General features: G+C 47.2%; 16 protein-coding genes. 7 read left to right on the top strand and 9 right to left on the bottom strand.

Annotated elements, in window-relative coordinates; all coding sequences use genetic code 11:
* The first annotated feature begins 365 nt into the window (after positions 1-365).
* The 7 genes from AC060N_RS04365 to AC060N_RS04395 all read left to right on the top strand — a co-directional run bounded on the left by AC060N_RS04365 (position 366) and on the right by AC060N_RS04395 (position 5,699).
* Positions 366-623, top strand: a complete 258-nt coding sequence (locus tag AC060N_RS04365) for a hypothetical protein (protein ID WP_479526022.1) — start codon at positions 366-368, stop codon at positions 621-623.
* 26 nt (positions 624-649) lie between these two features.
* Positions 650-2,116: an MFS transporter gene (locus AC060N_RS04370; RefSeq protein WP_463234039.1), complete on the top strand. Its 1,467-nt coding sequence runs from the start codon at positions 650-652 to the stop codon at positions 2,114-2,116.
* A 24-nt stretch (positions 2,117-2,140) separates the two neighbouring features.
* Positions 2,141-3,313, top strand: coding sequence for an endo-1,4-beta-xylanase (locus AC060N_RS04375; protein WP_479526023.1), 1,173 nt, complete (start codon positions 2,141-2,143; stop codon positions 3,311-3,313).
* Positions 3,314-3,325: 12 nt separating this feature from the next.
* Positions 3,326-4,294 (top strand): glycoside hydrolase family 43 protein, encoded by a 969-nt coding sequence (locus AC060N_RS04380; protein ID WP_479526024.1) that lies wholly within the window; start codon positions 3,326-3,328, stop codon positions 4,292-4,294.
* A 48-nt stretch (positions 4,295-4,342) separates the two neighbouring features.
* Positions 4,343-4,633, top strand: coding sequence for a hypothetical protein (locus AC060N_RS04385; protein WP_479526025.1), 291 nt, complete (start codon positions 4,343-4,345; stop codon positions 4,631-4,633).
* A 63-nt stretch (positions 4,634-4,696) separates the two neighbouring features.
* Complete coding sequence (locus tag AC060N_RS04390; protein ID WP_479526026.1) at positions 4,697-4,840, top strand: hypothetical protein; 144 nt, start codon at positions 4,697-4,699, stop codon at positions 4,838-4,840.
* A gap of 148 nt (positions 4,841-4,988) precedes the next feature.
* A complete protein-coding gene (locus tag AC060N_RS04395) occupies positions 4,989-5,699 on the top strand; it encodes a hypothetical protein (protein ID WP_479526027.1) in 711 nt (236 codons plus the stop codon).
* A gap of 171 nt (positions 5,700-5,870) precedes the next feature.
* On the opposite strand, the gene AC060N_RS04400 is transcribed toward AC060N_RS04395, so the two are convergent.
* From AC060N_RS04400 to AC060N_RS04440, 9 genes are all read right to left on the bottom strand, one after another.
* The gene (locus AC060N_RS04400; RefSeq protein WP_479526028.1) at positions 5,871-8,327 is read right to left on the bottom strand and encodes a glycoside hydrolase family 95 protein; all 2,457 of its coding nucleotides are present in this window, start codon (positions 8,325-8,327) and stop codon (positions 5,871-5,873) included.
* A 5-nt stretch (positions 8,328-8,332) separates the two neighbouring features.
* The gene (locus AC060N_RS04405) at positions 8,333-9,862 is read right to left on the bottom strand and encodes an alpha-L-arabinofuranosidase C-terminal domain-containing protein (protein WP_479526029.1); all 1,530 of its coding nucleotides are present in this window, start codon (positions 9,860-9,862) and stop codon (positions 8,333-8,335) included.
* 30 nt (positions 9,863-9,892) lie between these two features.
* Positions 9,893-11,254 (bottom strand): family 43 glycosylhydrolase, encoded by a 1,362-nt coding sequence (locus AC060N_RS04410; RefSeq protein WP_479526030.1) that lies wholly within the window; start codon positions 11,252-11,254, stop codon positions 9,893-9,895.
* 21 nt (positions 11,255-11,275) lie between these two features.
* Positions 11,276-13,522 (bottom strand): T9SS type A sorting domain-containing protein, encoded by a 2,247-nt coding sequence (locus AC060N_RS04415; RefSeq protein WP_479526031.1) that lies wholly within the window; start codon positions 13,520-13,522, stop codon positions 11,276-11,278.
* Positions 13,523-13,695: 173 nt separating this feature from the next.
* Entirely contained in the window at positions 13,696-15,648 is a 1,953-nt protein-coding gene (locus tag AC060N_RS04420) for a glycoside hydrolase family 97 protein (protein WP_479526032.1), read from the bottom strand.
* 61 nt (positions 15,649-15,709) lie between these two features.
* Positions 15,710-18,304 carry a glycoside hydrolase family 9 protein gene (locus tag AC060N_RS04425; RefSeq protein WP_479526033.1) on the bottom strand — a complete coding sequence of 865 codons (2,595 nt, stop codon included), beginning with the start codon at positions 18,302-18,304 and terminating at the stop codon, positions 15,710-15,712.
* Between the two features lie 40 nt (positions 18,305-18,344).
* Positions 18,345-19,922: a glycoside hydrolase family 43 protein gene (locus AC060N_RS04430; RefSeq protein ID WP_479526034.1), complete on the bottom strand. Its 1,578-nt coding sequence runs from the start codon at positions 19,920-19,922 to the stop codon at positions 18,345-18,347.
* 56 nt (positions 19,923-19,978) lie between these two features.
* Positions 19,979-20,944, bottom strand: a complete 966-nt coding sequence (locus AC060N_RS04435) for a glycoside hydrolase family 43 protein (protein ID WP_479526035.1) — start codon at positions 20,942-20,944, stop codon at positions 19,979-19,981.
* A gap of 18 nt (positions 20,945-20,962) precedes the next feature.
* On the bottom strand, positions 20,963-23,575 hold the full coding sequence (locus AC060N_RS04440) for a glycoside hydrolase family 31 protein (RefSeq protein ID WP_479526036.1): 2,613 nt from the start codon (positions 23,573-23,575) through the stop codon (positions 20,963-20,965).
* Positions 23,576-23,808 lie beyond the last annotated feature (233 nt).

Consider the following 23,808-nt stretch of genomic DNA (forward strand, 5'->3'; position numbering starts at 1 on the left):
GGGGGTGAGCTCTCTCTTTTCTTTTTTCATTCGGGCGTACCCTTCGTTTATTCCATTGATAAGGAGCGTCAATGTAAAGACAGGGAGTCCTTCAACTTATGCAGTCAGGGTATCGTAGGTCAACATCCGGAAGCCAATGGTGAAGGTTTTATGGCTGAAATTTGAAATCAAATATTCAAAATTGAAAAAAGGATTCTTCCGATGAAGGTATTTTTGAGTACAATGAAAATCAAATTCCTTGCTGATTAGTGCATACTGCAGCTACGGCCCCAAAAACCAAACTGACTAACCTTTAACCATATAAGATTTTTGATGCTTACGAAGTCCAGGTCCCATAATTCCTTAAAAATTATCTCTTTGTCGGAGTGTTTGTTCCTGATGGCTTGCCATGCTTTGCAACAGTCGGGCCATTCTCTTCGCCAGAAGGTGAGCCCCCTGCTGGCTGGCATTTCAACCGGATAAACCGAACGAAGACTTCACTTCGTGTTGAAAAACCGGGCCTGCACTGGCTGCATCTTCGTGTCCTGGATTCAGGCATCGTAGTTCAGAAAATCATGGTTGATACGGGTGGACTAAAATCAAGCTTTCTGGGAGCACCGGAGAGTAAACTGGTAAAACAATAAAATCATTATTTATTAATTCAAACTGTATGAACTCGACCGCACAGAAAGTTTCTGTCCTTGAAAAAATTGGCTATAGTTTAGGGGATCTGGCCGCTAACCTGATCTTTCAAACGCTGATGACCTTTTTGGCATTCTTCTATACCGACGTGTATCAAATTCCGGCAGCAACGGCTTCGGCTATCATCTTTTCAGGTGGAATGTTAGGTGCTTTTTTTAACCCCATTATGGGGATAATAGCTGATCGTACCGAGACACGCTGGGGGAAATTTCGTCCATGGATTTTATGGACTGCGGTGCCTTTTGGCGTCATTGCGATGCTTGCCTTCAGTACGCCGGACTTTAGCCCGGGAGGAAAGGTGGTCTATGCCTTGGTTACTTATATTCTTCTCGTTATCATCTATTCTGCCAATAACCTGCCTTATGCATCGCTTAGTGGTGTTATTACGGGCGATATGGCCGAACGAAATAGTATTTCATCGTTCCGCTTCGTAGCGGTCATGATCGCACAGTTTATTGTTCAGGCTTTGTTGCTGCCCCTGGTACTTATCCTGGGCGACGGGAACAAAATCAAAGGGTTTGAAAATGTAATGACTTTGTTTGCGATTACCGGAGTCGTTTTCTTTATCATAACCTTTTTAACGACCAAGGAACGAATTATCCCGAAGCCCGATCAGAAGTCGAGCGTGAAAGAGGATTTGAGCGATTTATTCAAAAACCGGCCGTGGATCATTATGCTGATACTGACTATTTTCGTTTTTATCACGCTTGCGTTGAAAAGCGGTATGTATGTCTACTACTTTGAAAATTATTTGAGCGAACCCGCGCTGGCAACGTTTCTCGATAACATCGGGTTTAATCATCTTATCGACGGACTTAACAGCCTTCTGAAATCGGCTGGACTGGTCGGATTTCAGTGGCCCAAAGACCCGGCGACTTCCGGGTTTAGCCTGTTTAATGCCAGCGGAATCATTTTCATGATTGTTGGTATTTCCCTGTCGAAAAAATTGGCCGATAAATATGGAAAACGGGATGTGTTTGGTTTCGGTCTGTTCCTTTCGGCCATGTGCTTGCTCGCTTTCATATTCTATTCTCCCACATCTGTTACGCTTGTGTTTGTTAGCCAGGTCTTGCACGGATTCTTCTATGGACTAACCATTCCACTGTTGTGGGCGATGATTGCCGATGTAGCTGACTATTCAGAATGGAAAAATAACCGACGCGCCACTGCCATCATCTTCTCGGCGATGATCTTTGGACTGAAAGCCGGGCTTAGTATCGGAGGATCTCTGGTTGCTGGTATTCTCGATATTTTCGGATACCAGGTTGGAGCCGCGGAACAGTCGTCGCAGACAATTTTGGGAATCAAACTGTCGGTCAGTATTTTCCCCACGATCACCTTTTTAGTCGGTGTGGTTTGCCTGTTCTTCTACGAGATCAACAAACAGAAAGAGGTTCAAATCGAACAGGAATTGATTAATCGGAGAAAAAACTAGTAACACTAAATAACTAAAATTTAAATGATGGAAAAAAAGTATATTAAAATTGGTAGACACTGGATAGTAGTATTGGCTACACTGCTGACTTTTGTTGCTTGCCACTCAACTTCCAAAAATCAGAATAGTAATGACGCCGTTACCTTGAAAGATGCTTTCACGGGTAAGTTTTACATAGGGACCGCTTTAAATGCACGACAGATAATGGGCCTTGATTCACAGGCAATCCGTGTTGTAAAAAAGCAATTTAATTCCATTGTTGCTGAAAATTGCATGAAAAGTGCATTGATACATCCCGAGGAGAACCAATTCAATTTTACACTGGCCGACAAGTTTGTCGAGTTTGGAGAAAAGCATCACATGTTTATCGTGGGGCATACATTAATCTGGCACTCCCAGGCTCCGCGATGGTTTTTTGTGGATGATCAAGGCAATGACGTCTCAAGGGATGTATTGATTGCCCGCATGAAAAAACACATTTCAACCGTCGTCGGACGATACAAAGGCCGGGTCAAAGGCTGGGATGTCGTAAACGAGGCTGTACTTGATGATGGTTCTTTAAGAAAAAGCAAGTTTTACCAAATTATTGGTCCCGATTTTATCAAGCTTGCCTTCGAATTTGCCCATGAAGCGGATCCCAATGCCGAACTATACTATAACGATTATTCGATGGCCAATCCGCAAAAAAGAGAAGGAGTCATCCGGATGGTAAAAGAACTTCAAAGCGAGGGCGTCCGGATTGATGGCATTGGCATGCAAGGGCATATTGGATTAACACATCCTGATATTGATGAGTTTGAAAAAAGCCTCGAAGCCTTTGCCAGTCTGGGTGTGAAAATAAATATCTCCGAATTGGATCTCTCTGTTCTACCTAACCCGGACTTCCATACAGGCGCGAATGTGTCTGACAATTTCAAGTATGATAAGAAATTGAATCCTTATGCAGAAGCACTTCCCGACAGTGTAGCCCAGGCATTCAACCAGCGCTATCTCGACTTCTTCAAACTCTTTTTGAAGCATCAGGATGTAATCGAACGGGTTACGCTTTGGGGAGTAAACGACGGACAATCGTGGAAGAACAACTGGCCGGTCAGAGGTCGCACCGATTATCCGCTGTTATTCGATCGGAATAATCAGCCCAAGCCTGTAGTAAAAGAAATTATTGATGCGGCGATGAATTATCCGAAAGTCGATTAAACTTATATAGCAATGAAAAAAGCAAGATACCTGGTTGAACACATGTATACCGCGGACCCGGCTGTACACGTTTTTAATGGCAAACTGTATATCTACCCTTCGCACGATATCGATGCGGGCATTCCCGAGAATGATAATGGCGACCATTTTGATATGCGTGACTATCACGTCTTTTCAATGGATGCCATCGATGGGGAAGTGACCGATCATGGCGTCGCACTGGATGTGAAAGACATCCGGTGGGCCGGAAGACAACTGTGGGATTGTGATGCCGCTTTTAAGAATGAGAAATATTATTTGTACTTTCCGTTGAAGGACAAGACTGATATTTTCCGAATCGGCGTCGCTGTGAGTGAGAAACCTGAAGGACCTTTCGTTCCGCTTGAAAATCCAATCAGAGGGAGTTATTCAATTGACCCCTGTGTTTTTTGTGACGACAATGGTACTCATTACATGTACTTTGGCGGCTTGTGGGGCGGACAATTGCAGCGCTACCGCGATAATAAAGCCATTGAATGCGGACAGCTTCCCGATGATAAGCAGTCCGCGTTACCTTCGCGGGTGGTGAAACTTGATGACAATATGCTGGAATTTGCTGAAGAGCCGAAAGCTGTGGTTATACTTGACGAAAACGGAGAGTCTCTGAAGGCAGGTGATAACGAACGCCGGTTCTTCGAGGCATCGTGGATGCACAAATACAAAGGGAAATACTACTTCTCGTATTCAACGGGGGACACCCACAAGCTCTGTTATGCTGTGGGAGACAACCCCTACGGTCCCTTTACTTACCAGGGAGTCATTCTCACCCCCGTTGTCGGCTGGACGACCCACCATTCGATCGTGGAGTTTAAGGATAAATGGTATCTGTTTTACCATGATAGTGTGCCTTCGGGTGGAAGAACATGGTTAAGGAGCATGAAGGTAATCGAGTTGGAATATACCGATGAAGGACTGATTAAAACAGTTGATGGTACCCTGTAACAGACAACTGAAAACAATGACTCAATCACGTATTAAAAAATCCAACGTATGAAAACCTTTATGGTATTTACATTTTTAGCTTCCTTAGCCAAATCCGGGCTATGGATAAGCATCGGAATTTTGGTTAAGGATCACCTTGAAACACTGTTGTCTCTATTGATACGCAAACCGGTTCCGGACAATCTGATTGAAAACAATCATCTCGAAGCATTCAAAACGGTGACAAAATGGATCGGGATATTTATCATTTTGGTTGGTATTGGTTTGGCGTTATCTGCAGTCACGACACTAATCATGGGATTCAGGATGCCGACGCATAGTTTCAATTTTAAGTTCTAGGTTCTTAATATGTCACCAGGAAGTATAACGCCCTGAGACAATTGGCCTGCTGCCATCTGCTGCGTGGAGTATCCACGCGGTAGATGGAGTGTGGCAGCCATATCTGCTGCCGGAAAAGCCGACGGGGCACCGCTTCCTCAAACCATCCTGTCCGGCAATGATGTTCATTGCATGGATACGCGTGATGCGTTGATATTTGCTGAATGATAGGGTTTTAATGTATCCCTCGTGCCTTTAACGAAAGGCTTCAACGCCAGCCAGACCTGTTGAACACAAGCTGCTATAATATTCACTGTTTTTAATGAATGCAGAATCCTCTTATTATCTTTTATATCCTGTAAAACATTACGAACCTATGAAAGCACTTATCATTTTCCTTTTCTGTTTGGGGTGCAGCATGACGGGGTTCTCACAAACAATCGTGATTAAAGACCTGGGCTCGCTCTCTGACCAACTGACATACAAGCGTAGCCGTAACAACAACGCTGAAAATGCAAATTACAGCAACATTGAAGGATCACCTTTTCTAAACCAGGATTTTGTCCTGGGAGATATCGTAAAGAACGATAGTATTCGCTATGAGAATATCCCACTTCGGTATAACATCTATACCGATAAAATGGAATTCCTGAATAATAGGAAACAGATCATGGAAATTGATAATGCTGAGCCCATTTACACGTTTAGCGTTGGAAAACATTCTTTCATCATCCACGATTATCTCAACTATGGCGAAAAAACACGAGGTATTTTAGAACTACTGGTTAACGGGCAGATTCAACTGTACAAAAAGTACAATGTGGTCTATAAACCGGCCGAAAAAGCGATTGGGTACAAGGACCCCGAACCGCGCAGATTTATCAGGAAGGATGACGAATACCTGATAGCCGCAAAAAACCAGTTACCGGAACCGGTTGGGAATAAGAAATCACTACTGAATAAACTAAAACAGTTCAAACCGGATATTGAAAAATACGCAAAGGAGAACAGGCTTAAACCGAAAAAAGAAGCGGATCTTATCAAACTGGTCCGATACTGCAATGAATCGTTCAAAGCAAACAGGTGATTCATTCAGAATCTGATTGGCTTCTTGAATAACCTCCGGATTGTTCCTATGGTAAACTCCCGGGCAGCCTGAAAATACAGTCCATGCCCGGGAGCGAAAAGAAGAAAGGTTTATCCACTGATTTATTGCAATTCAAAAACAGTTGGCCAAAAAGGTACAGCCATTAACGAATTATCGTTTCCGGACGACAAGCACATCCCCTTTTTGAGTTGCGACGTCATATTCGTAGACTTTTTTTACCCCTGTTTCAGGCAATTCAACGCTGGTATGGATCAGTGGTGTTTTTTGTGCAGGATTTTTGAAAATCAAGTTTGAATTGTCCCCTTTGGCTTTCTTCACTCCTTTGCCTTTTAACGGAACATATGAGCGCAGGCGGCAATTACCTCCTTCGGTTGAACGGATGGTTGCACGGACCAGTTCACCGTTTTCCCATTTCAAGTCGACTGTGAAACCGCCGCGGGCCCTGAGCCCTGTCACGCTACCTTCCTGCCATGCTGTTGGAAGCGCCGGTAACAGCTGAACAGCACCATCCTGGCTTTGTAACAGCATCTCGGCAATACCTGAAGTACAGCCGAAGTTCCCGTCAATCTGGAAAGGGGGATGGGCATCGAACAGGTTGGGGTAGGTGCCTCCGCCTTCCATTCCTCTCGAATGGTTCACCGGTTTAAGCTGGTCCGTGATTAATTTATAGGCATGGTTTCCATCGAGCAGCCGCGCCCAGAGGTTTACTTTCCATCCCATCGACCATCCGGTCGATTTGTCGCCTCGAGCCAGTAGTGATGTTCTGGCAGCAGAAAACAATTTTGGGGTACGGTACGGCGAAATTTGATTCGACGGGTATAAGCCGTACAAATGCGATACATGGCGGTGATGATCATTCGGACTATCCCAGTCGTGCAACCACTCCTGTAACTGCCCCCAGCGCCCGATTTGCATAGGAGGAAGACGTTTGATCGCATCCTGAAGCCGGGCAACAAAGGCATCGTCGGTATGCAGGATTTTTGCGGCCATGATGGTTTTGGTAAACAGATCGAATGCCAGTTGATTATCCATAGTAGCGCCGGCAGTTAAAGAAGTGTTGTGTCCCGGCGGAATATGCTCCGGCGAAATGGAGGGACAAACAACCAGCCAGTGATGTTCCGGCTCTTCCACCATGAAATCGAGCAGAAACTTTGCCGCTCCTTTCACTACCGGGTAGATGGACTTCAGGTATTCTTTATCGCCACCGAAGGCGTATTTGTAGAACAGATGCTGTGAAAGCCATACGCCGCCCATGGGCCACATTCCCCAGTTGGCTCCGTCTATGGGGCCGGTAATGCGCCAGATATCGGTATTATGATGGGCTGTCCAACCACCGGCTCCGTACATATCTTCAGCGGTTTTTATTCCGGTTTGCGAAAGTTCGCGGACCATCTGAATCAAGGGCTCGTTCATCTCCGTCAGGTTTGTGACTTCCGACGGCCAGTAGTTCATTTCGGTATTGATGTTGATGGTGTATTTGCTGTCCCATGGTGGGTAAAGCTGGTTGTTCCATATTCCCTGCAGGTTCGCCGGCTGTCCTCCCGGTCGCGAAGAAGAGATGAGCAGGTAGCGGCCAAACTGGAAGTACAGAGCGACCAGTTGCGGATCATTATCGCCGGCAAATTGCGCAAGGCGAACATCGGTGGGATTTTTCACCGAATCCGTAACGCCCAGGTAGAGTTTTACCCGTTGAAAATATTTCCGGTAGTCGGCAGTGCCGGCTTTCTGAATCTGCTCGTAGCTTTTTTTCAGCGCCTGCTGAAGATAGGAACTTGCCAGTGCATCGGCATTGCCACTGATGTCTTTATAGCTTTTAAAATTGGTGGCAATGGAGATGTAGATGGTTGCCGCATTGGCATTGGAAACATTTACGACGGTATCGTTGGCGGATACTGTACCGCCCCGGGGTACCACTTTTACCCGGGCGACGAACCGGACAGCGCCTTTGACCGTTTCGTGGTCGCTGGTTGTACCCGACAGCACGAGTTGATCGTTCCCCTGCGTCGAAAGGTTGAGCATTTTCGTCGCTCCCGGACGGTCCATTGTTGCGGAAAAGCTGACGGCGCCCGGTTTATCGGCCGAAATACGGGCAACAATTACCTGGTCGGGATACGAGGAAAGTACATGCGTAGTATAATGTACGCCGTTCACGTTATACCGACTGGTCGCCACGGCTTTGTCGATGTTGAGTTCACGGTAGTAGTCCGAGTAATTTTCGTGTCCCGGAAAGGAAAGACGGAGGTTTCCTACCGTTTGGTAGGGCATGCCCTGAGACTTTTTGCTGATAAAATCCTGGTTAACCAGCGTCTCTGCTTCTTTGTATTTTCCTTCAAAAATTAATTTGCGGACTTCGGGTAACGCCTCTTTGGCCTTAGGGTTATCGTTCCGGTTGGGTTGACCGGCCCACACGGAACTCTCGTTCAGTTGAATGGTTTCGTGATTTGGGTTGCCAAAGACCATGGCTCCAAGGCGGCCATTCCCGACAGGCAAAGCTTCGACCCATTGTTTGGCAGGGTGCAAATACCAAAGCTTCAAAAGTGAGTCATTCTGAGCGTAGGCACCGGCTACACACCCCATCACGAGCCAGAATAAAAGGATTCTCTTCACTGTTATTATTTTTTAATTTCCACTTTTATCTGGGTAAACGAATGGGGAAGAAATGAGTAGGTCAACCCGGTTTTGTTTGTTTTGATTTCCTTCGTTACCGGAATATATTGTGATTGTTTATCGAACGAGAACGGTGTCTCGAGCGACTGACTGTCGATGATGCCGGCCACTGCTTTCCCTGTCATTTCGCTGGAGGTGGGCAGTATGTCGGCGGTAATTGCCTTGTCCTTGTTCCGGTTAACCACGTTGATGTAAAGGGTTTTGGTCGCCGGAGAGTAGACCGAAGTAACGTCGAGATACGGAATGCCTTTGTATTTTTCGGTATTGAAGGTATCGCAGGCCACATAGGTATCGACCGAATTGCCCAGGCAATTGTTGGAAAATGCCTTGAAAATGTAGAACAGCGGCGTTTTGTAGGTTCCTTTTTCGCGGTCGCTTCCCAGCAGTGAGGTAAACATGGTAAAGTTGGCCATCTTCACCACATCGGCGTGACGAACAAAGGAATTCAGGCATTGTGCCACGGACAGTACCGACCGGAAATTACTCCCGAACGCACCATATTCATCTACTGAAAGATAGATCGGATTGGTAAAGTCTTTCTTTGTTTTGGCAGTTTGAATCTCATCGGCGGTTATGCGAATCTTTTCGTCAAAATCCATTGCACTTTGCCCCATGTAGGTGTAATAGTCGGGCGACTTTTCCCAGTAACGGTGAATGGACAGGTAATTAATCATATCGCCAAGACCTTCCAGTACCTTCCGGTTCCAGTCGATCCATTTGCCGGTACTTTCGTAGTACGACGAGCCGGAAGCAACAAACCGGATGGAATGGTCGATGGACTTCATTGCCTTGGCGGCTTCCCTTGCTGTTTTAACGTAATCATCGGCCGTTTTGTGGCCCAGTTCCCACGGAGCGCCGTCTACTTCGTTACCAAGGTCCCAAATCTTGATGTTGTAAGGTTCTTTATGCCCGTATTTGATGCGTAAATCAGAATAGTAGGTACCCTTCGGGTAGTTACAGTATTCCAGCCAATGGCATGCGTTTTGGATGTCGCCAAGGCCGAGGTTGACACACACAACGTTGTCGCTTCCGATGGACTTATTTAACTCCACCCATTCGTCGGTTCCTACGTGGTTGTTATCGGTTCCGCCCCATGCCATATTCACGCGAACGGGGCGCTGGCTTTTCGGCCCGATACCGTCTTCCCAGTTATAGGCCATCACGTAGTTCCCGCCAGGCCAGCGCATGTTTGTTATCTTAAGTTCTTTCGCGGCGTCGATGTAATCCTTCCGAAAACCGTCTTTATCGGCAAGAGGAGAGGAGGGATCGTACAAATTCCCGTAAAGGGTATTGAAGCTTACCGTATCGGGTAATCCCATCCTTGCTCCGTTAAAGTGGATAGGCTCCATAAATACACCGTAGATGTTCGGATCAATCGTTCCGATAGTCCGGTCAACATCGATTCTAATCTTAGCTGTTTGGGCGCTCAGGAAAAGTGGAAGTGCGAGGCCCAAAAGTGTGAGTGCTTTTTTCATGACGGATGTTTTATTGATTTAGTTTTTTTCTTACCGCTTAAATTGAACCCAGTCAATTTCGACCGGTGAGCTGGATTGTTGTACAACAACCAGGTTGTGAATTCCTTTTTGATAGTTCGAAAGGGGCACATCGGTAGTGGCCCATCGGTTCCCTTTGGGGATTTTTACTTCAGACAACAGAGGGCCGTCAGGTTGGTCCAACCGGATCTGTATTTTTCCTCCCTGTTGGGACAGGGCTCTCACCTGAACGGACTTGAGTTTTTTATTCCCGAAGTCGACGGCATTGTACCGGACCCAGGCGCCCTGGGTATCGAGCAGGGTCTTCCAGCCTTTAAAGGTATCGAGCGAATCGAGGAACGCAACGGATACGCCCTTTCCGCTGATGTGACTGTACCGGTCAATCTGGATTTCCCGGGTTGCCGGGGTTGTTCCCACTCCGCGTAACGTTGGTGTTACTTTTTGTATGGTTCCGTCAGGATTGAAGAACAGGCTGTCAATACAAACTGACCTGTTCTTGTCGAAGTTGGGCGACAAGGCATCCTGATGATAGAAAAGATACCACTGATTCTTATATTGAATCATTGATTGATGGTTGGTCCAGCAATGCATTGGCGATTCATCCATGACGACACCGGTCACTTTGAACGGTCCCATAGGATTATCACCAATGGCGTATTCCAACCGTTCAATTTTATGGTCTACATGCGGATAAGTCAGGTAGTAAATTCCCTTTCGTTCGAATAAATAAGGGCCCTCTTTCAATCCTTTTTGAGGAAGGTTTTCAATCTTTTGAGGTTCTGAGGCCAGTTCCAGCATGTTGTCTTTCAGTTTGGCCACATAAATATTTCCCATGGCCCAGTAGAGATAGGCTTGCCCGTCTTTATCGATAAATACGTTCGGATCAATTCCATGGACCCCTCCGATTGGCTTTGCCTGCGGAGCATACGGGCCTTCCGGTTTGTCGGCTATAGCCACGCCTATTCCGAAGTTCTTTCTGCCGTTTGGGCCGACCGTTTTAGTGTTGGCCGGGAAATAGAAGTAATACTTCCCGTTTCGTTCGATGCAATCGGGCGCCCACATGCTGTAGGACGTTGAGTCGACCCAGGGGACATTGTATTGGCTCACGACGATACCATGATCCGTCCAATCAGTCAGGTTGGAGGATGAAAACACATGATAGTCTTCCATGCAGAACCATTTTTCTCTCAACCCTTTCCCGGGGGGCGTCGGAATATCGTGCGACGGGAACACATACACTTTTCCGTTAAACACCCGGGCCGAAGGATCCGCAGAAAACTGGTCCCGAACGATGGGATTCTGGGCAGTTGCTTGATTCTGAACGAACAGTGTCAGCAACACGATGGTTGCAATTAAAATGTTACTTCTCAGCATTTTGTGGTTTTTTTAGTTCGATTATTTGTTAACAATAAACTTGACGACCGATGAATGTTCATTCCCTGCCACTTGCAGCAGGTAAATACCGTTATCAACATTCAGGTCAATTTCAGCAGAAACGGTTGCGGGGGGATACCGCTTATTCCAAATGGTCCCACCGTTGAGATTGAACATCTTAAGTGTACGGAACGGGCTGGCAGATTCAACATGTACAATCGACCGAACCGGATTGGGGTACAGCCTGATTGCCTGGTCTGATTTTGTAAAGCGGTCAACGTTCGTGCTTGTTTCACAGTTCGTGGCGTCTTCACCCATTCCTGTCGGCTGTTGGCCGGTATCGGTGATGTAAAACTTATCGATGCCGGTGCCGTCTTCCCGATAGAAAACGCGCAACGTGTGCTCTCCTGCATTCAGGCTATAAAACACGGTATTGTCGTTCGATTGATCATGAACATCGTCCCATCTCCACGTTTTTCCCCCTTGAATGCCATTCCAGTTCACCCAGTCCCCGTCATCGATGCGGATCCAAAACGAGTCGTCGTCGGCTGAGGGAGCCAGAACCCGTCCCCAGACTTTGTAGCGGCCATCTTCGGGGACAGAAAAGGGGTACACCAAAATGTTGTTGTTGTCAGAAGCCGGTGCATTCTTGGCTTCAATGCCCGGTTTGACCATCAGGTATTTTCCATTGGAGCAGCTCGAATCTGCATGGACGTCCCAATTGGAACCTACTTCGGTACATTCAGCCTCCAGCCACACATTTCCGGTATTCAAGCTTTTTACCGATACTTTCACCGTGTCGGTAGCAATGGCACCGTCGTCATCAGTGACGGTAAGAAGCAATGTATGATCGCCGACATTCAGTGTAAGGTTTGGATTGGCTTCCCAGGCAATTTGCTTTTCGTTTTCCGACCACGAATAGTTGATGATATGGCCGTCGGAATCAGTGCTCCCGGCGCCCTGCAGGGCAAAATCAACATAGCCATTCCCCAGGCTATCCGTAACGGTGGTATCCCTACCCGCTGAAGCTACCGGAGGTATGTTTCCATATTTGCCTCCCGGTGCGGAATCTGTCGTAAAGGTGGTGACACTGTACGCTGCAACCGTAGCGGAGAACGAATTCCCGGAAACCACCAATTGGCCGTCATTCGTCACCTTTTGAGAGGCTGACGATGTAAACTGCGTCAGTGTTCCTACATTGCCGTTCATCAGATTGAAATCCAGATTGACACTGTGAGCGTTTCGGTTGATCACTACCGCCACAAACGAAGTATCTGTTTTGAAGGCCGTGACATCCACCAGGTTTGCCTGGCTGTCATCAACGTCGACTCTGAGTGCCCCCGGACGAACGAACTTGCTGAATTGGGAAATGACATAGCCTTTATCGCTGATATTCCCGTCCTCGGTGATCAATCCGAAGAAACGTCGGATGTACCAATAAACATAAGTATTGAAGTTTGCTTTCATACAATCGCTGATTTCTTTTCCAAAGGTCAGCGCGAGGTTCCAGTCATTCGTTTCATTTTGACGGTTGCCCAACAGATGCTCCGTCATCCAAACCTCTTTCCCTTTTTCGCGGGCAAGCGGATAGTCGGCCAATCCACCTCCGTAGATGTGCCCGCCTACAATATCAAGGTTTTTCACTGCATTGGTGTCGTTTAAAATGGGATCGGTGAAGGAGCGCCGGAATTGAAACGATTCCGGCGCAATTAGTTTATTGTCAATGTTCTGACCATATCCGGCAATAAAGTCAACCATTTCTGAAGCGGTCCACCGGGTCCATTCACCATAATCCGGTTCATTCTGAACCGAAATGGCGTAGAGCGGAGCCCCGTTGGTATCCATGAACGTATTGAACGCATTTAAATGGTCGGCCAATTGCCCGTATTTTGCCGGATCAACGTGGCCGGGACTCGTATTGGGATCGAGTAAATCATTGGGGGCATTCCAGGGAGTCGCAAAAACAATGGCCCCTTTTTGAATGGCAAATTTTGCCGTCGGCAGTTCGAGCGCAAACTTGTTAGGATCGGGATCAACATGAATGCGAAGAATCGTGAGTCCCATTTCACCGGGGTTATTGCCAAATGCTTTTTCCCGGTTATCAGGGTTTAGGTCGCCGATCCATACCGTATGATTCATGCCTCCAAACCCCCTGATGACCTGGTGCGTTTTTGCCAGATCAATCGTGACTGTTTGGGCAATTGTTGCATGCAGCGGTAGTAGCCAAATGAACAGTATGTTTAATATAAATTTCCGTTTTGTAGACATTGTTACAGCTCTTGTTTCCATTCAAAATCGATATTCCCTGTTGCACGAAAGAACAGGGCAAATGACGTTCTGTCGTTTGATGGCATTTTATTCCCTTACCCCTCCGTCGTATGCGATTGCTCGATTGGGAGGTAAAACGTCTAATCTGAATGCCCGTTTCTACTCGTTTCAGTCTAATTCACAATTAATACACCGCCATTGCCCGGAATGGTCAGCTCGATTTGTTGGTTCTTTTTCATCTTAACCGACGTCACTTTTCCATTCAACTGAGCATCGTCCGAGTAGAGCCTGATTTCATCGCCCGCCGGGATCATCGGTAGTTTGGCCTTTAGCTTGACCGTTTCTTTTTCGGCATTTACTCCAGCGATGTACCATTTATCTCCGTGGCGACGGGCCAGTAATACATATTTCCCGGGATAGCCGTCGATAAACCGAACCTCATCCCATTGCGTCGGTACTTCTTTCATAAAATCAATCGCCCATTTCGGGGCGTCCGTCAGATTGTTGGGGGCCAGGGCGAAGTGTTGCACACCGCTTTGAAACAATACGGCCGTTGCCAGCTCAAAAACATCCGATGTGACGCGATGGGTTCCCCTGTTGGGACTATTAGTTGAATTGTAGTATTTATTCAATGTACTTCCTCCGAAATCCATGCTGCCAATGGTGTTGCGAATAAAGGGGTGAAGGCATGCATTGAATGCCTCGTCATCGCAACTTCTTTGGGAAAAATGAAGGTTTTCGCTGGCCCGCACCGCCTCGCTCGAGGCATAGTTTGGAAACATGCGTTCCCATCCCCGGGGAATCGTGCAGCCGTGAAAGATCACCATTAACCCATAATCATTCGCATCCGTCAGGATATCTTCATACAATTTCATGGTCACCTGTTTGTCGCCGCCAAAAAAGTCGACCTTAATGCCGCGAATGCCGATGCTTTTCATCCAGGCCATTTCTTTCCGGCGGGACGTCGCGTTGTCCATGATCCCGCGGGGACTTTGTGGCGCATCGTTCCAATAACCGTTGGAGTTGTACCACAAAAACAGACTGACCTTTTTACCTGCGGCGTACCTCGCTAATTCAGCAATGGAATCGCGACCGATCTGCGTGTCCCACAGGGCATCGACAAGGACCGATTGATATCCCATGGCTGCGCTGAAATCGATGTAACGCTTCTGTTCCGGGAACACGGTACTTCCGTCCATCCCGATGATCCAGCTCCAGCTTCCTTTGCCATAGTGATACTTTTGCGATGCTTCATATTTCGGTTCGACCACATCGAACGGAATGGTGGTTTCGACAATCGGAGCCAGGGTTTCACCAACCGTGATTGTTCTCCACGGTGTTTGGCCCGGCAACGGGATCCCCGGAGCTACCGTTCCGTTCCCGTTGTTTTCACCTTTCTGGGGAAATCCAATGGTATACAATCCCTGGTCGTGTCCGATGAGCCTGCTGGCACAATAACGACTGTCTACCCCGGTTTCAGAGATCAAAACCCAACCGTTGTGATTGATTTTGAACAGGCAGGGAAATGTATACCCTTCTCCCCAACCGTTTTTCCCTGTTGGGGCATCGGCAGTGTACGTAGTTTCATAACTCGGCGAAGTACGGGCAAATCCTCCCATCGGCTTGCTTTGCGGGCAAAGGAAGGTGGTTGTACCTTTGGGGAAAACAAAACCCGTGGCTTCTTTATCAACCACACAGGCAAGTCGTTTACCCTGCGGATAGATGTTGTACCTGAAGGCAACATCGTGATTGCTCACCCGAAAAACGACATCGAACGCAGGCTTCCCATCTTTTGCAAAAGAGAACACTCCTTCGTTGGCCTGATAGTGAACCTTTCGTTGTTTGATGTTGGGCAGCTCATAATGCTCGTCAATGAGCCGTCGCCGAACGTCCGTTTCTAACTTCAACCCACTGGTGAAATCACCCACATTTGTTCTTAAGCCAAGGGGCGATTCGCCCAGGAAGTCCTTCCCGTTTAGCATCACGCTATAAACAGGGTTCCCGTTTTTTATGGAAACAGCCACCGTTAAATTCCCGTCAGGACTGCTCACTTGCTTCTCTTCGGCGTTAGTCCGACCTAATACCAGGACAATGAAGGCGAAGACTAAAATCCAGTTTTTTATCATCTAAAGCGTATTTTATCGTATTTTGATTGAATGCTTGATCTCCTTGCCATTTAAGCCATTGTTATTCCTGCCGGCTGATCATATCATTCAGTGCCGTTGAAAGCAAAATGTAGTCGGCACAAATACCTACTGTTACTTCATTTTCACCCCAGAAGAAAGGCCAGTCTTCTTTGTTTTCCGGAAAGTCAGGTTTCAGGAACAAGATCCCCGGAACGACTCCACCGGCAATGAAGCTGAAGTCAGCACGGTTATTCCCGTAGGTGATCTTTTTTGAAACTGTGCCCACAGACGAAACAAAGGAGATGTTGGAATAGGGGTGACAACCGAAAATATAGTTCAACCCTTTGTAAACATACTCGGGACTGATGATATCAGGGAAAAGTTGATGGGCATAGTAGTTTGTTGTTGCCCAGTTGATGATGCGGCCATTTCCGCCCCATCCGCCTTTGGCCAGTGGCACACCATACGGATTCTCCACGCTCAGGCTATCGCACTCCTTCTTGTACCGAATCACATAATCCCGCAGCTTCTCCTGGTACGTTTTGTCCATGTATGGATAGGCCTGCAGGGCTGCTGTCAATCCCATTGAAACTGACCGGTCGAGTACCGGCCAGATCGCATCTTTGAATTCTTTCGCATAACCCGGCTCCTTCGTTGTAATGTACAGCTGGAGCGCTGCGGATAGCTTCATGCTCCCTGCGAACCGGGCAAGCCGGGAAGTGTCCTTTTGTAAGCGGTTTTCATCCTCGTTCCACAACTGTTTGGCATAAAACAGACATTGATCAGCCAGGGTGTCGTTGTACCCTTTCAAAGCCCGGTTGGCTGCTGCCAGGGCTGCTGCCGTGTAATAATCGAGGAATGGGTTCCGGGTGGTGAATGCCCAACGGTCGTCCAGTGTCCCGCTTGATTTTCCGTCTGACTGATACGGTTTCAGCTCCGGATTGTAGGGAAGGTTATCGGTTTCGGTGGAGGCATCTCCCAAATGATGGTACTGGTGGAGGTGGGGCACAACGATTCCCCGTACCGGGTGACCAATGTTTTTCACCTGGGCCACCATATTCAGCGTTCCTTGCTCAATCTGCTGCAGGATGTCAGCCTTTCCATCAGGGCGGTGAATGTCAACGTAACGGGTTGTGCGGTCAACATAGGTTTCGTCGCGCTCCGGCTTAAACCTTTCCCAGGCATCCACCAGGCTTAACACGGCATGACAATGCGAACCGGTTTGGATGTCAAAATCGCCGGCATCGAACCAACCTCCAATGGCCATACCCGGGATACGCTCGAGCGGTTTGTATTTTGTATCGGTCGTATCGCCCATCCGGTATCCGTCAAAGTGCACATGATTCGTAGGCGCCTGCAGGCAATCATCTAAATACGGTACGCCATGCCACACCCGGTAGGCTTCGTTCACTTCCATGTGATCCATCTGTACCGGAAACCAAACATCCAGCGTCGGGTGCCAAATATCGTGATAGACATTGGAGGCGATGGAAAATGTATTTGTTTTCTGATTGCCGTACCGGATGAAATAAACCCCCGGATCCTTCACCGAACTGAAATCGAACTTCAGGTAGTTATAGCGCGTGTAGCGCCCCCAATCGGTTACGTCGGCTTTCAGTTTTTCAACGTATTGCCCGTCCGGAGTGACCTGGTAAAGGGAGGCTGTTTTCAATGGCATATCGTGTTTGTCCAGTTCAATCACGGCAACCTTCTCCTGGTTCGGTTGGTAACCGACTTGCGAGAATGCGATTACCGGCTTTCTTTTCCAGTTCGCAACGGAATGAGGTTCCATATACCATGTCAGAACTTTACCGGTTTTGTGGGCGGGAAGCTTGCTTTCAACAGTAAACCATCCGTTTTGGGCCAGGTTTCGTCCGTCAAACAACATCAGGTCAGCATCCTGTGCCTGAATTTTAACCATGCGTTCGGGATCTTCGGGGGCGAGCACGATGGTCTTTCCGGTCGCCAACGGGGCGGGAACAATAAATTCATTCCTGCCCCGATCATCAAATGTTGAATGGCCGGCAAACTGCGGGATTTTTTTACTGATGGGCTCGGTTTTCGTTGAACCCGAAGGGTACAACGGGAAATCCCCCGGTTTTCCATCCATCATATAACTCTTGCCAAAATAGGACGCCGGGAGAAACTCCATATGGAAGCCCGCATTGCCTATCAACTTCTCAGGGAGTGGTTTATCAAGGAAGACACTGATCATTACACCTTTTCCTTTGCCCGTAACTTTGACTCTCGAGTCGAAATCGAATTGGTCATAGCGCATGGTCACTTCGATGCTGTTGTCTTTAGCGTCAACCTTTCGATCGATCATTCGGGGGACTAAATCCCACTGTTCAGGTGTATTCTGTAACCGTACCGCGCCTCCTGTTGCCGTTCTTACCCCGTGATGGATCAGCTCAATCCCAGCCGTCTTTTCGTCAAAAAACATCCCGTTGTACTGGCTGCTGAACACCAGTACATTGACGCCTGTTTCTTCAAAATATCCCTGTTTATTCAGCTTTAATTCCTGGGCAAAAAGTTCATTGGACACCCACAGGAAACAGGCCAGCGAAAAGACCGCGATTGCTGCTTTTTTGAGAATGTCTCTTTTCATGCTTTGAGCGTGCGATCGCTCTGTTCGGGTTTCGTTCGTTCCGGGCATGATTTTCATCGTTTAGATTTATCAATTGGTTTATACTGGATTAATTTTTGGCGGAAATCTGTTCCCTGATGTGGAAATAATCAAAATCGACATACCCGCCGGAATTCCGGGTGGCATAGTTGAACAGGCCGAACCGGTACCCCATGAACTGCGGAATGGTGTATTGCATTTGAAGTTGTGCTCCGATTGATTTCCACGATTTGCCATCGAGGCTATAGAAAAAATGCGCTTTGTCGGTACGGTTTCTGAAATCGCACTCCGCTTTCAGGTAGACCACTTTCCGGTTCAACGGGATGGATGCCATTTCGATCGGCTCTCCTGATTCGGCACTTACCATCACTATCGATTTTCCGCCTTTCTTGCATTTCACTCCTACCAGTCCGTATTTTTTCTGCAAAAGAGCAAGCCCGGCAAAATCGCCTTCTTTCATGTTCGACACATCAATAGATGTAGCCCCGGAGCATACCGGTCCGATCGTGCGTTGAGTCAGGGTATTTCGGGCCATTAGGAAACTGGTATCAACACGGCCGGTAGTCAGGCGCAGGTAACCTTTTCGTTGGGTTACCGACCATAATTTATTGTCGGGGTTATGGTTCCATTGCCAAACCAAGGGCAACGCAGCTTCACCTTTGCTCCGGCTAAAATCATCGGAGTTAACAATTCCCGGAATTAAGCTTTTATTGGGCGGCAATCCCGGCAGGACATCGGGCACTTTACCGTCGACGCCCAACACCGGCCAGCCATTTTCCCATTTTACGGGAACCAGATACGGAATACGTCCAACGGAGCCATGATCCTGGAACAGATAGGCAAACCATCTTCCATCCGGTGTATCAATCAGGCCACCCTGAGCTACTCCTTTGTCCTGCAATCCCAGTTTCCCCTCATAAGGCCCCGTAATTTTCTCGGCCCGGTGAATAACGACCGTACGCATTCCACCGCGCGGCCAGGTAATATTAAACAAGTAGTATTTACCATTCACTTTGAACAGCTGGGAACCCTCGGCACCAAGCATGATGTTCGAACCGGCAGGTGCGCTTGCATTCTCGATGAGCACCCGATCCGAGCCTTCTTTCACACCTGAAAGGTCCTTTTTCAATTCAACCAGGTGAAGTTTTCCGGCACCGTAAATCATGTAAATGCGGCCATCATCATCAAAAAACAACGAGTTATCGTGGAAGCTGGGTCGGAAGGAAGATTCCTTCCACGGACCTTTTTCTATGTCCTTTGTTGAATAGATGTAGGTCTTCCCGGTGGTTTGAGAGAAGGTGGAAACGTAGTACGTTCCGTTGTGGTAACGCAGGCTGCTGGCCCAGGAACCCCTTCCGTATGAACTTTTTCCATTCACCAGGTTCAGTGCATCCACATTGGCCAGCGTATCGTAAGCATAACTCACCATTTGCCAGTTGACAAGGTCTTTCGATTTCATGATCGGCACTCCCGGACTCATGTGCATCGTCGTGCTACTCATGTAATAGGTATCACCCACCCGAATCATTGACTCGTCCGGAACATCGGCATATAGGATGGGGTTATGCGCTGATTTTTCCTGAGCCAATGTTTTTAGCGAAAAACCAGTAAGCAGGATGATTATGAAAATGAAACTTAATTTTTTCATGGTAACGTATTTTGACTTACTTAAAAACCAGTTTTGGTAATGGATTGATGACGAATTTATTTTACAGGTTTTACCCCTTTCTTTGTCTGTATCACTTTCTTTATCGTTCCGTCCGGATTGTAATACATATAGTCGACACATATCGAACGTCGGTAACTTCCTCCCGTCGGAAGTGCCCCGTTGTGATAAAAGAAGTAGGTCTTGCCGTGATAGTCGATGATGCCGGGATGGGTTGTGAAGCTGTTTTCGACATTTCCTTCGATGATTCCCCGGTAGGTCCACGGCCCTTCCGGACTTTTCGCCGTGCAGTACTCAATCATCTCCGGTTTGGTTCCGGCACCGGCATAAACCAAATAGTACAAGCCTTTTCGCTTATAAACCCAGGGGCCTTCGATGTAGTGTTTGGGCTTAAACGTATGGATGGGACCGTCAGCTTCAATCATATTATCTTTGAGTTTAATCCACTTGCAACTCCCATTTCCCCAGAATAGATAAGCCTGCCCATCGTCGTCGATAAATACCGTTGGGTCGATATCATCCCAGCCATATTTCATGTCGGTTGTCATTTCGTTCGTAATGAGCGCTTTCCCAATCGCATCCTTAAACGGGCCGGTCGGCCTGTCGGAAACAGCTACGCCAATAGCTGCCCCTCCGTTACTGTTTTTGTCCTTTTTGTGAAAAGTCGCCACATACCAATAGAATTTGCCATTGCGATAGATACATTGTGCAGCGTAGGCATCTCCTGTAGCCCAGGAAAAGTTTTTCGGCGATAAGCAGGCGCCATAATCTTTCCAGTGAACCATATCTGTAGACGAGAAAACATGCCAGTCGGGCATGTGATAATTGGTTGCCGTTACAGATGCGGTATCGTGTCCGGTATACAGGAAAACCGTATCATGGTAAACCATCGGAGCCGGATCGGCTGTAAACAATTTGGTGATGATAGGATTCTGTGCTCGCCCGCTTTCAACTGCCATCATCGCAATTAAAATCAGGATGTACGTTTTTATCTGTCTTTTCATCTCGAACAATATTTTGATTTAGTTCATCTTTATTTCAATTCTTTTTCCGGTATATTTCACCCTTTTCGGAGTTTTCTCAATACCTGTACCGATGCCTTTCGATGTACTCACCAATACGAGGTTGAAGTAGCGTTCCATCAGGCATCCCGGATAATCTCCCCGGCGCTTTCCAATGGTAAGCGTTTGCCGTTGGTCGTTCCATGTGAATGGAATCAATGTGTAGCTGCCTTTTTCGTAGTCGTAACTATCTCCTTCGTCTTCGTATAGAGTGAACCGGCCATCGGCGCCTTTGTAGATGCGTACCTCAATTGTATCAGCAGATTTTTGTCCGGTATACTGCTGGAATTTTCCCATTGGAACAATGGAACCGGCTCTGACGAACAACGGAATTTGGTCCAACGGAGCGGCTGCATGGATTGTCTTTCCGCCGGCTAATTGTCGTCCGGTCCAGAAATTGTACCAGGAAGTTCCCCGGGGCAAATAGACTGGCCAATCGTGCATACCGGATTGGGTCACGGGAGCTACGAGGAATGCCCTGCCAAACATGTATTCCACCTGCTGTTGCATAGCGGTAGTATCTCCATTGAAATCCATCACCAAAGGCCGCATCATGGTTGAACCATTATGGGTAATTTGCCATGCGTTGGAGTAGATGTAAGGCATTAGCCGATAGCGTAGTTCAAGCATTTTATGCATATCATCCTCAACTCGTTGACCGTACTTCCAGGCTTCGGTTTCTGACTGGTAGCCATGAATACGGAAAATCGGGTTAAAAGCTCCCCACTGGTACCAGCGGATGAGCAATTCATGGTATTTTTTATCGGTATATTGAGCATTACCTGTACGGAAAAATCCTCCAATATCGGTCGTCCAGTACGGCATTCCTGTCAGTGAATAGTCGAGACCCGCCACAATTTGTCTTCTAAAAGAATCCCACGTGCCGCCAATATCTCCCGACCAGTTGATGGTCCCGTAGCGTTGCTGACCGGCAAAAGCCGAACGGGTTAAAATGCAAACTCTTTTGGCGGATGTTGTATGGCGTTGTCCTTCATATACTGCCTGGCTTACGAACAGTGGATAGGTAAGCCGGTAAAAATCACCCAATCCAAACCAGGTATGCGTACCCGCCAACGCATCGTTTTCGGGCTCCGTTGCATCCATCCACCATGAATCGACTCCGTGGTCAAATAAATTTGTTTTGAGCGTATTCCAGTATGCTTCCCTGGTTTCGGGATTGAAATAGTCCAACCATTTCGTGCCAGGAATGAATAGTTTTTGGGCTACGTACTTTTCTCCCAGTTCTGAATTCTTATCGGGATTTGACCAGATAGAAATGCAGAAATGAGCATTTAGTTCGTGTAGTTCTTTGATAAACCCGGAAGGATTCGGATAATTTGTTTTGTCCAGGATGGGAACTCCCCAGCCATTTTTGCCCCAATACTGCCAATCCTGAACAATCACGTCCATGGGCAACTTTTTTTTTCGAAACTTCTGAACGGTTTCAACCAGCTGCTTACTCGACGAATAACGTTCCCGGCACTGCCAGAAGCCGTAAGCCCAGAGGGGAAGCATGGGAACATTTCCCGATAAATTGCGGTAGCGCCGGACAACTTCGTCGGCATTTTTCCCGTAGAAGACTACGTAGTCCAACGATTTTGCATTGGGCGAACGGAATGTTGTTTCATCGTTTACCGGTTTCCACGATAATGTTGGAGTATTGGACGACTTGCAGATCACTTTCACCTGATGTTTCCCGGCTTTCAGCGGAATGATTGCGCTGATTGCCGGGGGAAGCCATAGATTCGACTCATCAATGCAGATGGAATCGTCTACGGTTAAAAAATAGCGACTATCCATTTTCCCAAGGTCGAGCATTAGGGTATATTTCCCGTTTGCCGGAACAGTAAACTGTCCGGAATAGAGCGATTGCTGCCGCGAAATTTTCTGTGTTCCCGAAGTTGTTGTTACATCTACTTCCTGATTACCTCCTGTTGCTTCATTTTTCTTTGTCAATGGTACCTTATTATCGGCCGGATTGAAATACGTCAGTCCGTACTGATGCCAGAGAATTCCGTATCCTCTGCTCGAATAAAGAAAGGGAATGGATATTTGTGAATTGACCTGTATCAACTTTCGACTGACATTCCGCAAGTTGAGATGTCCATCCTGGAATTGTCCCAAACCAAACAAGTATTCGTTTTTGGGCAAATCGAAACTTTGTTCAGCAACAAAACATGGCTCACCCATTATGGTATTGGACTTTAGTTTCCGACTCCCCGGAGTTTCGCTCAGAAATACTTTTCCGTTTTTATCGGTAAACCTGATTGCTCCGCTTGCCTTGTCAAATATTACGCTTACCGCTTTGGTACTTAACCGAAGATTTGAATCACTTTCCGAAAACCTGAACTTTGGAACGGGAAGTTTATTGATAAGGATGAGTTCCCGCTTTTCTTTCATCGAGTCTTTCTCAAACCGGATTCTGATAGCATAATCTGATAACGGAATAATATCCAGCACTCCCTTATCGAGTTGTATGGAAAGGCGGTCATTCTGCAGCGTATATGTTTTATATACCTTTCCGAATGCAATCGAAGGTATCAGGCAAATCAGCAAGAGGAGTTTTCGTTTCATCGTTTATCCATAAATTTGTTCGTTGGTGACATTGTCATGTTCCCCCGAATTTTCCGACAGGAGCGTTTCTCTGTCCGGTTGGTTGATTCCGATTGGTTGCACAGATGCTGTACGTCCCCTGCCCAATATCATGGGTGGGCCCGAAACCATTGCTTTTCTTCATCCGTCAAAGATTGAAGAGGGGGATTTCGATCTTTGACGGATGATTCAATATCCCACGATTCTTATCCTTA

This window comes from Prolixibacter sp. DSM 2831 (assembly GCF_056493735.1).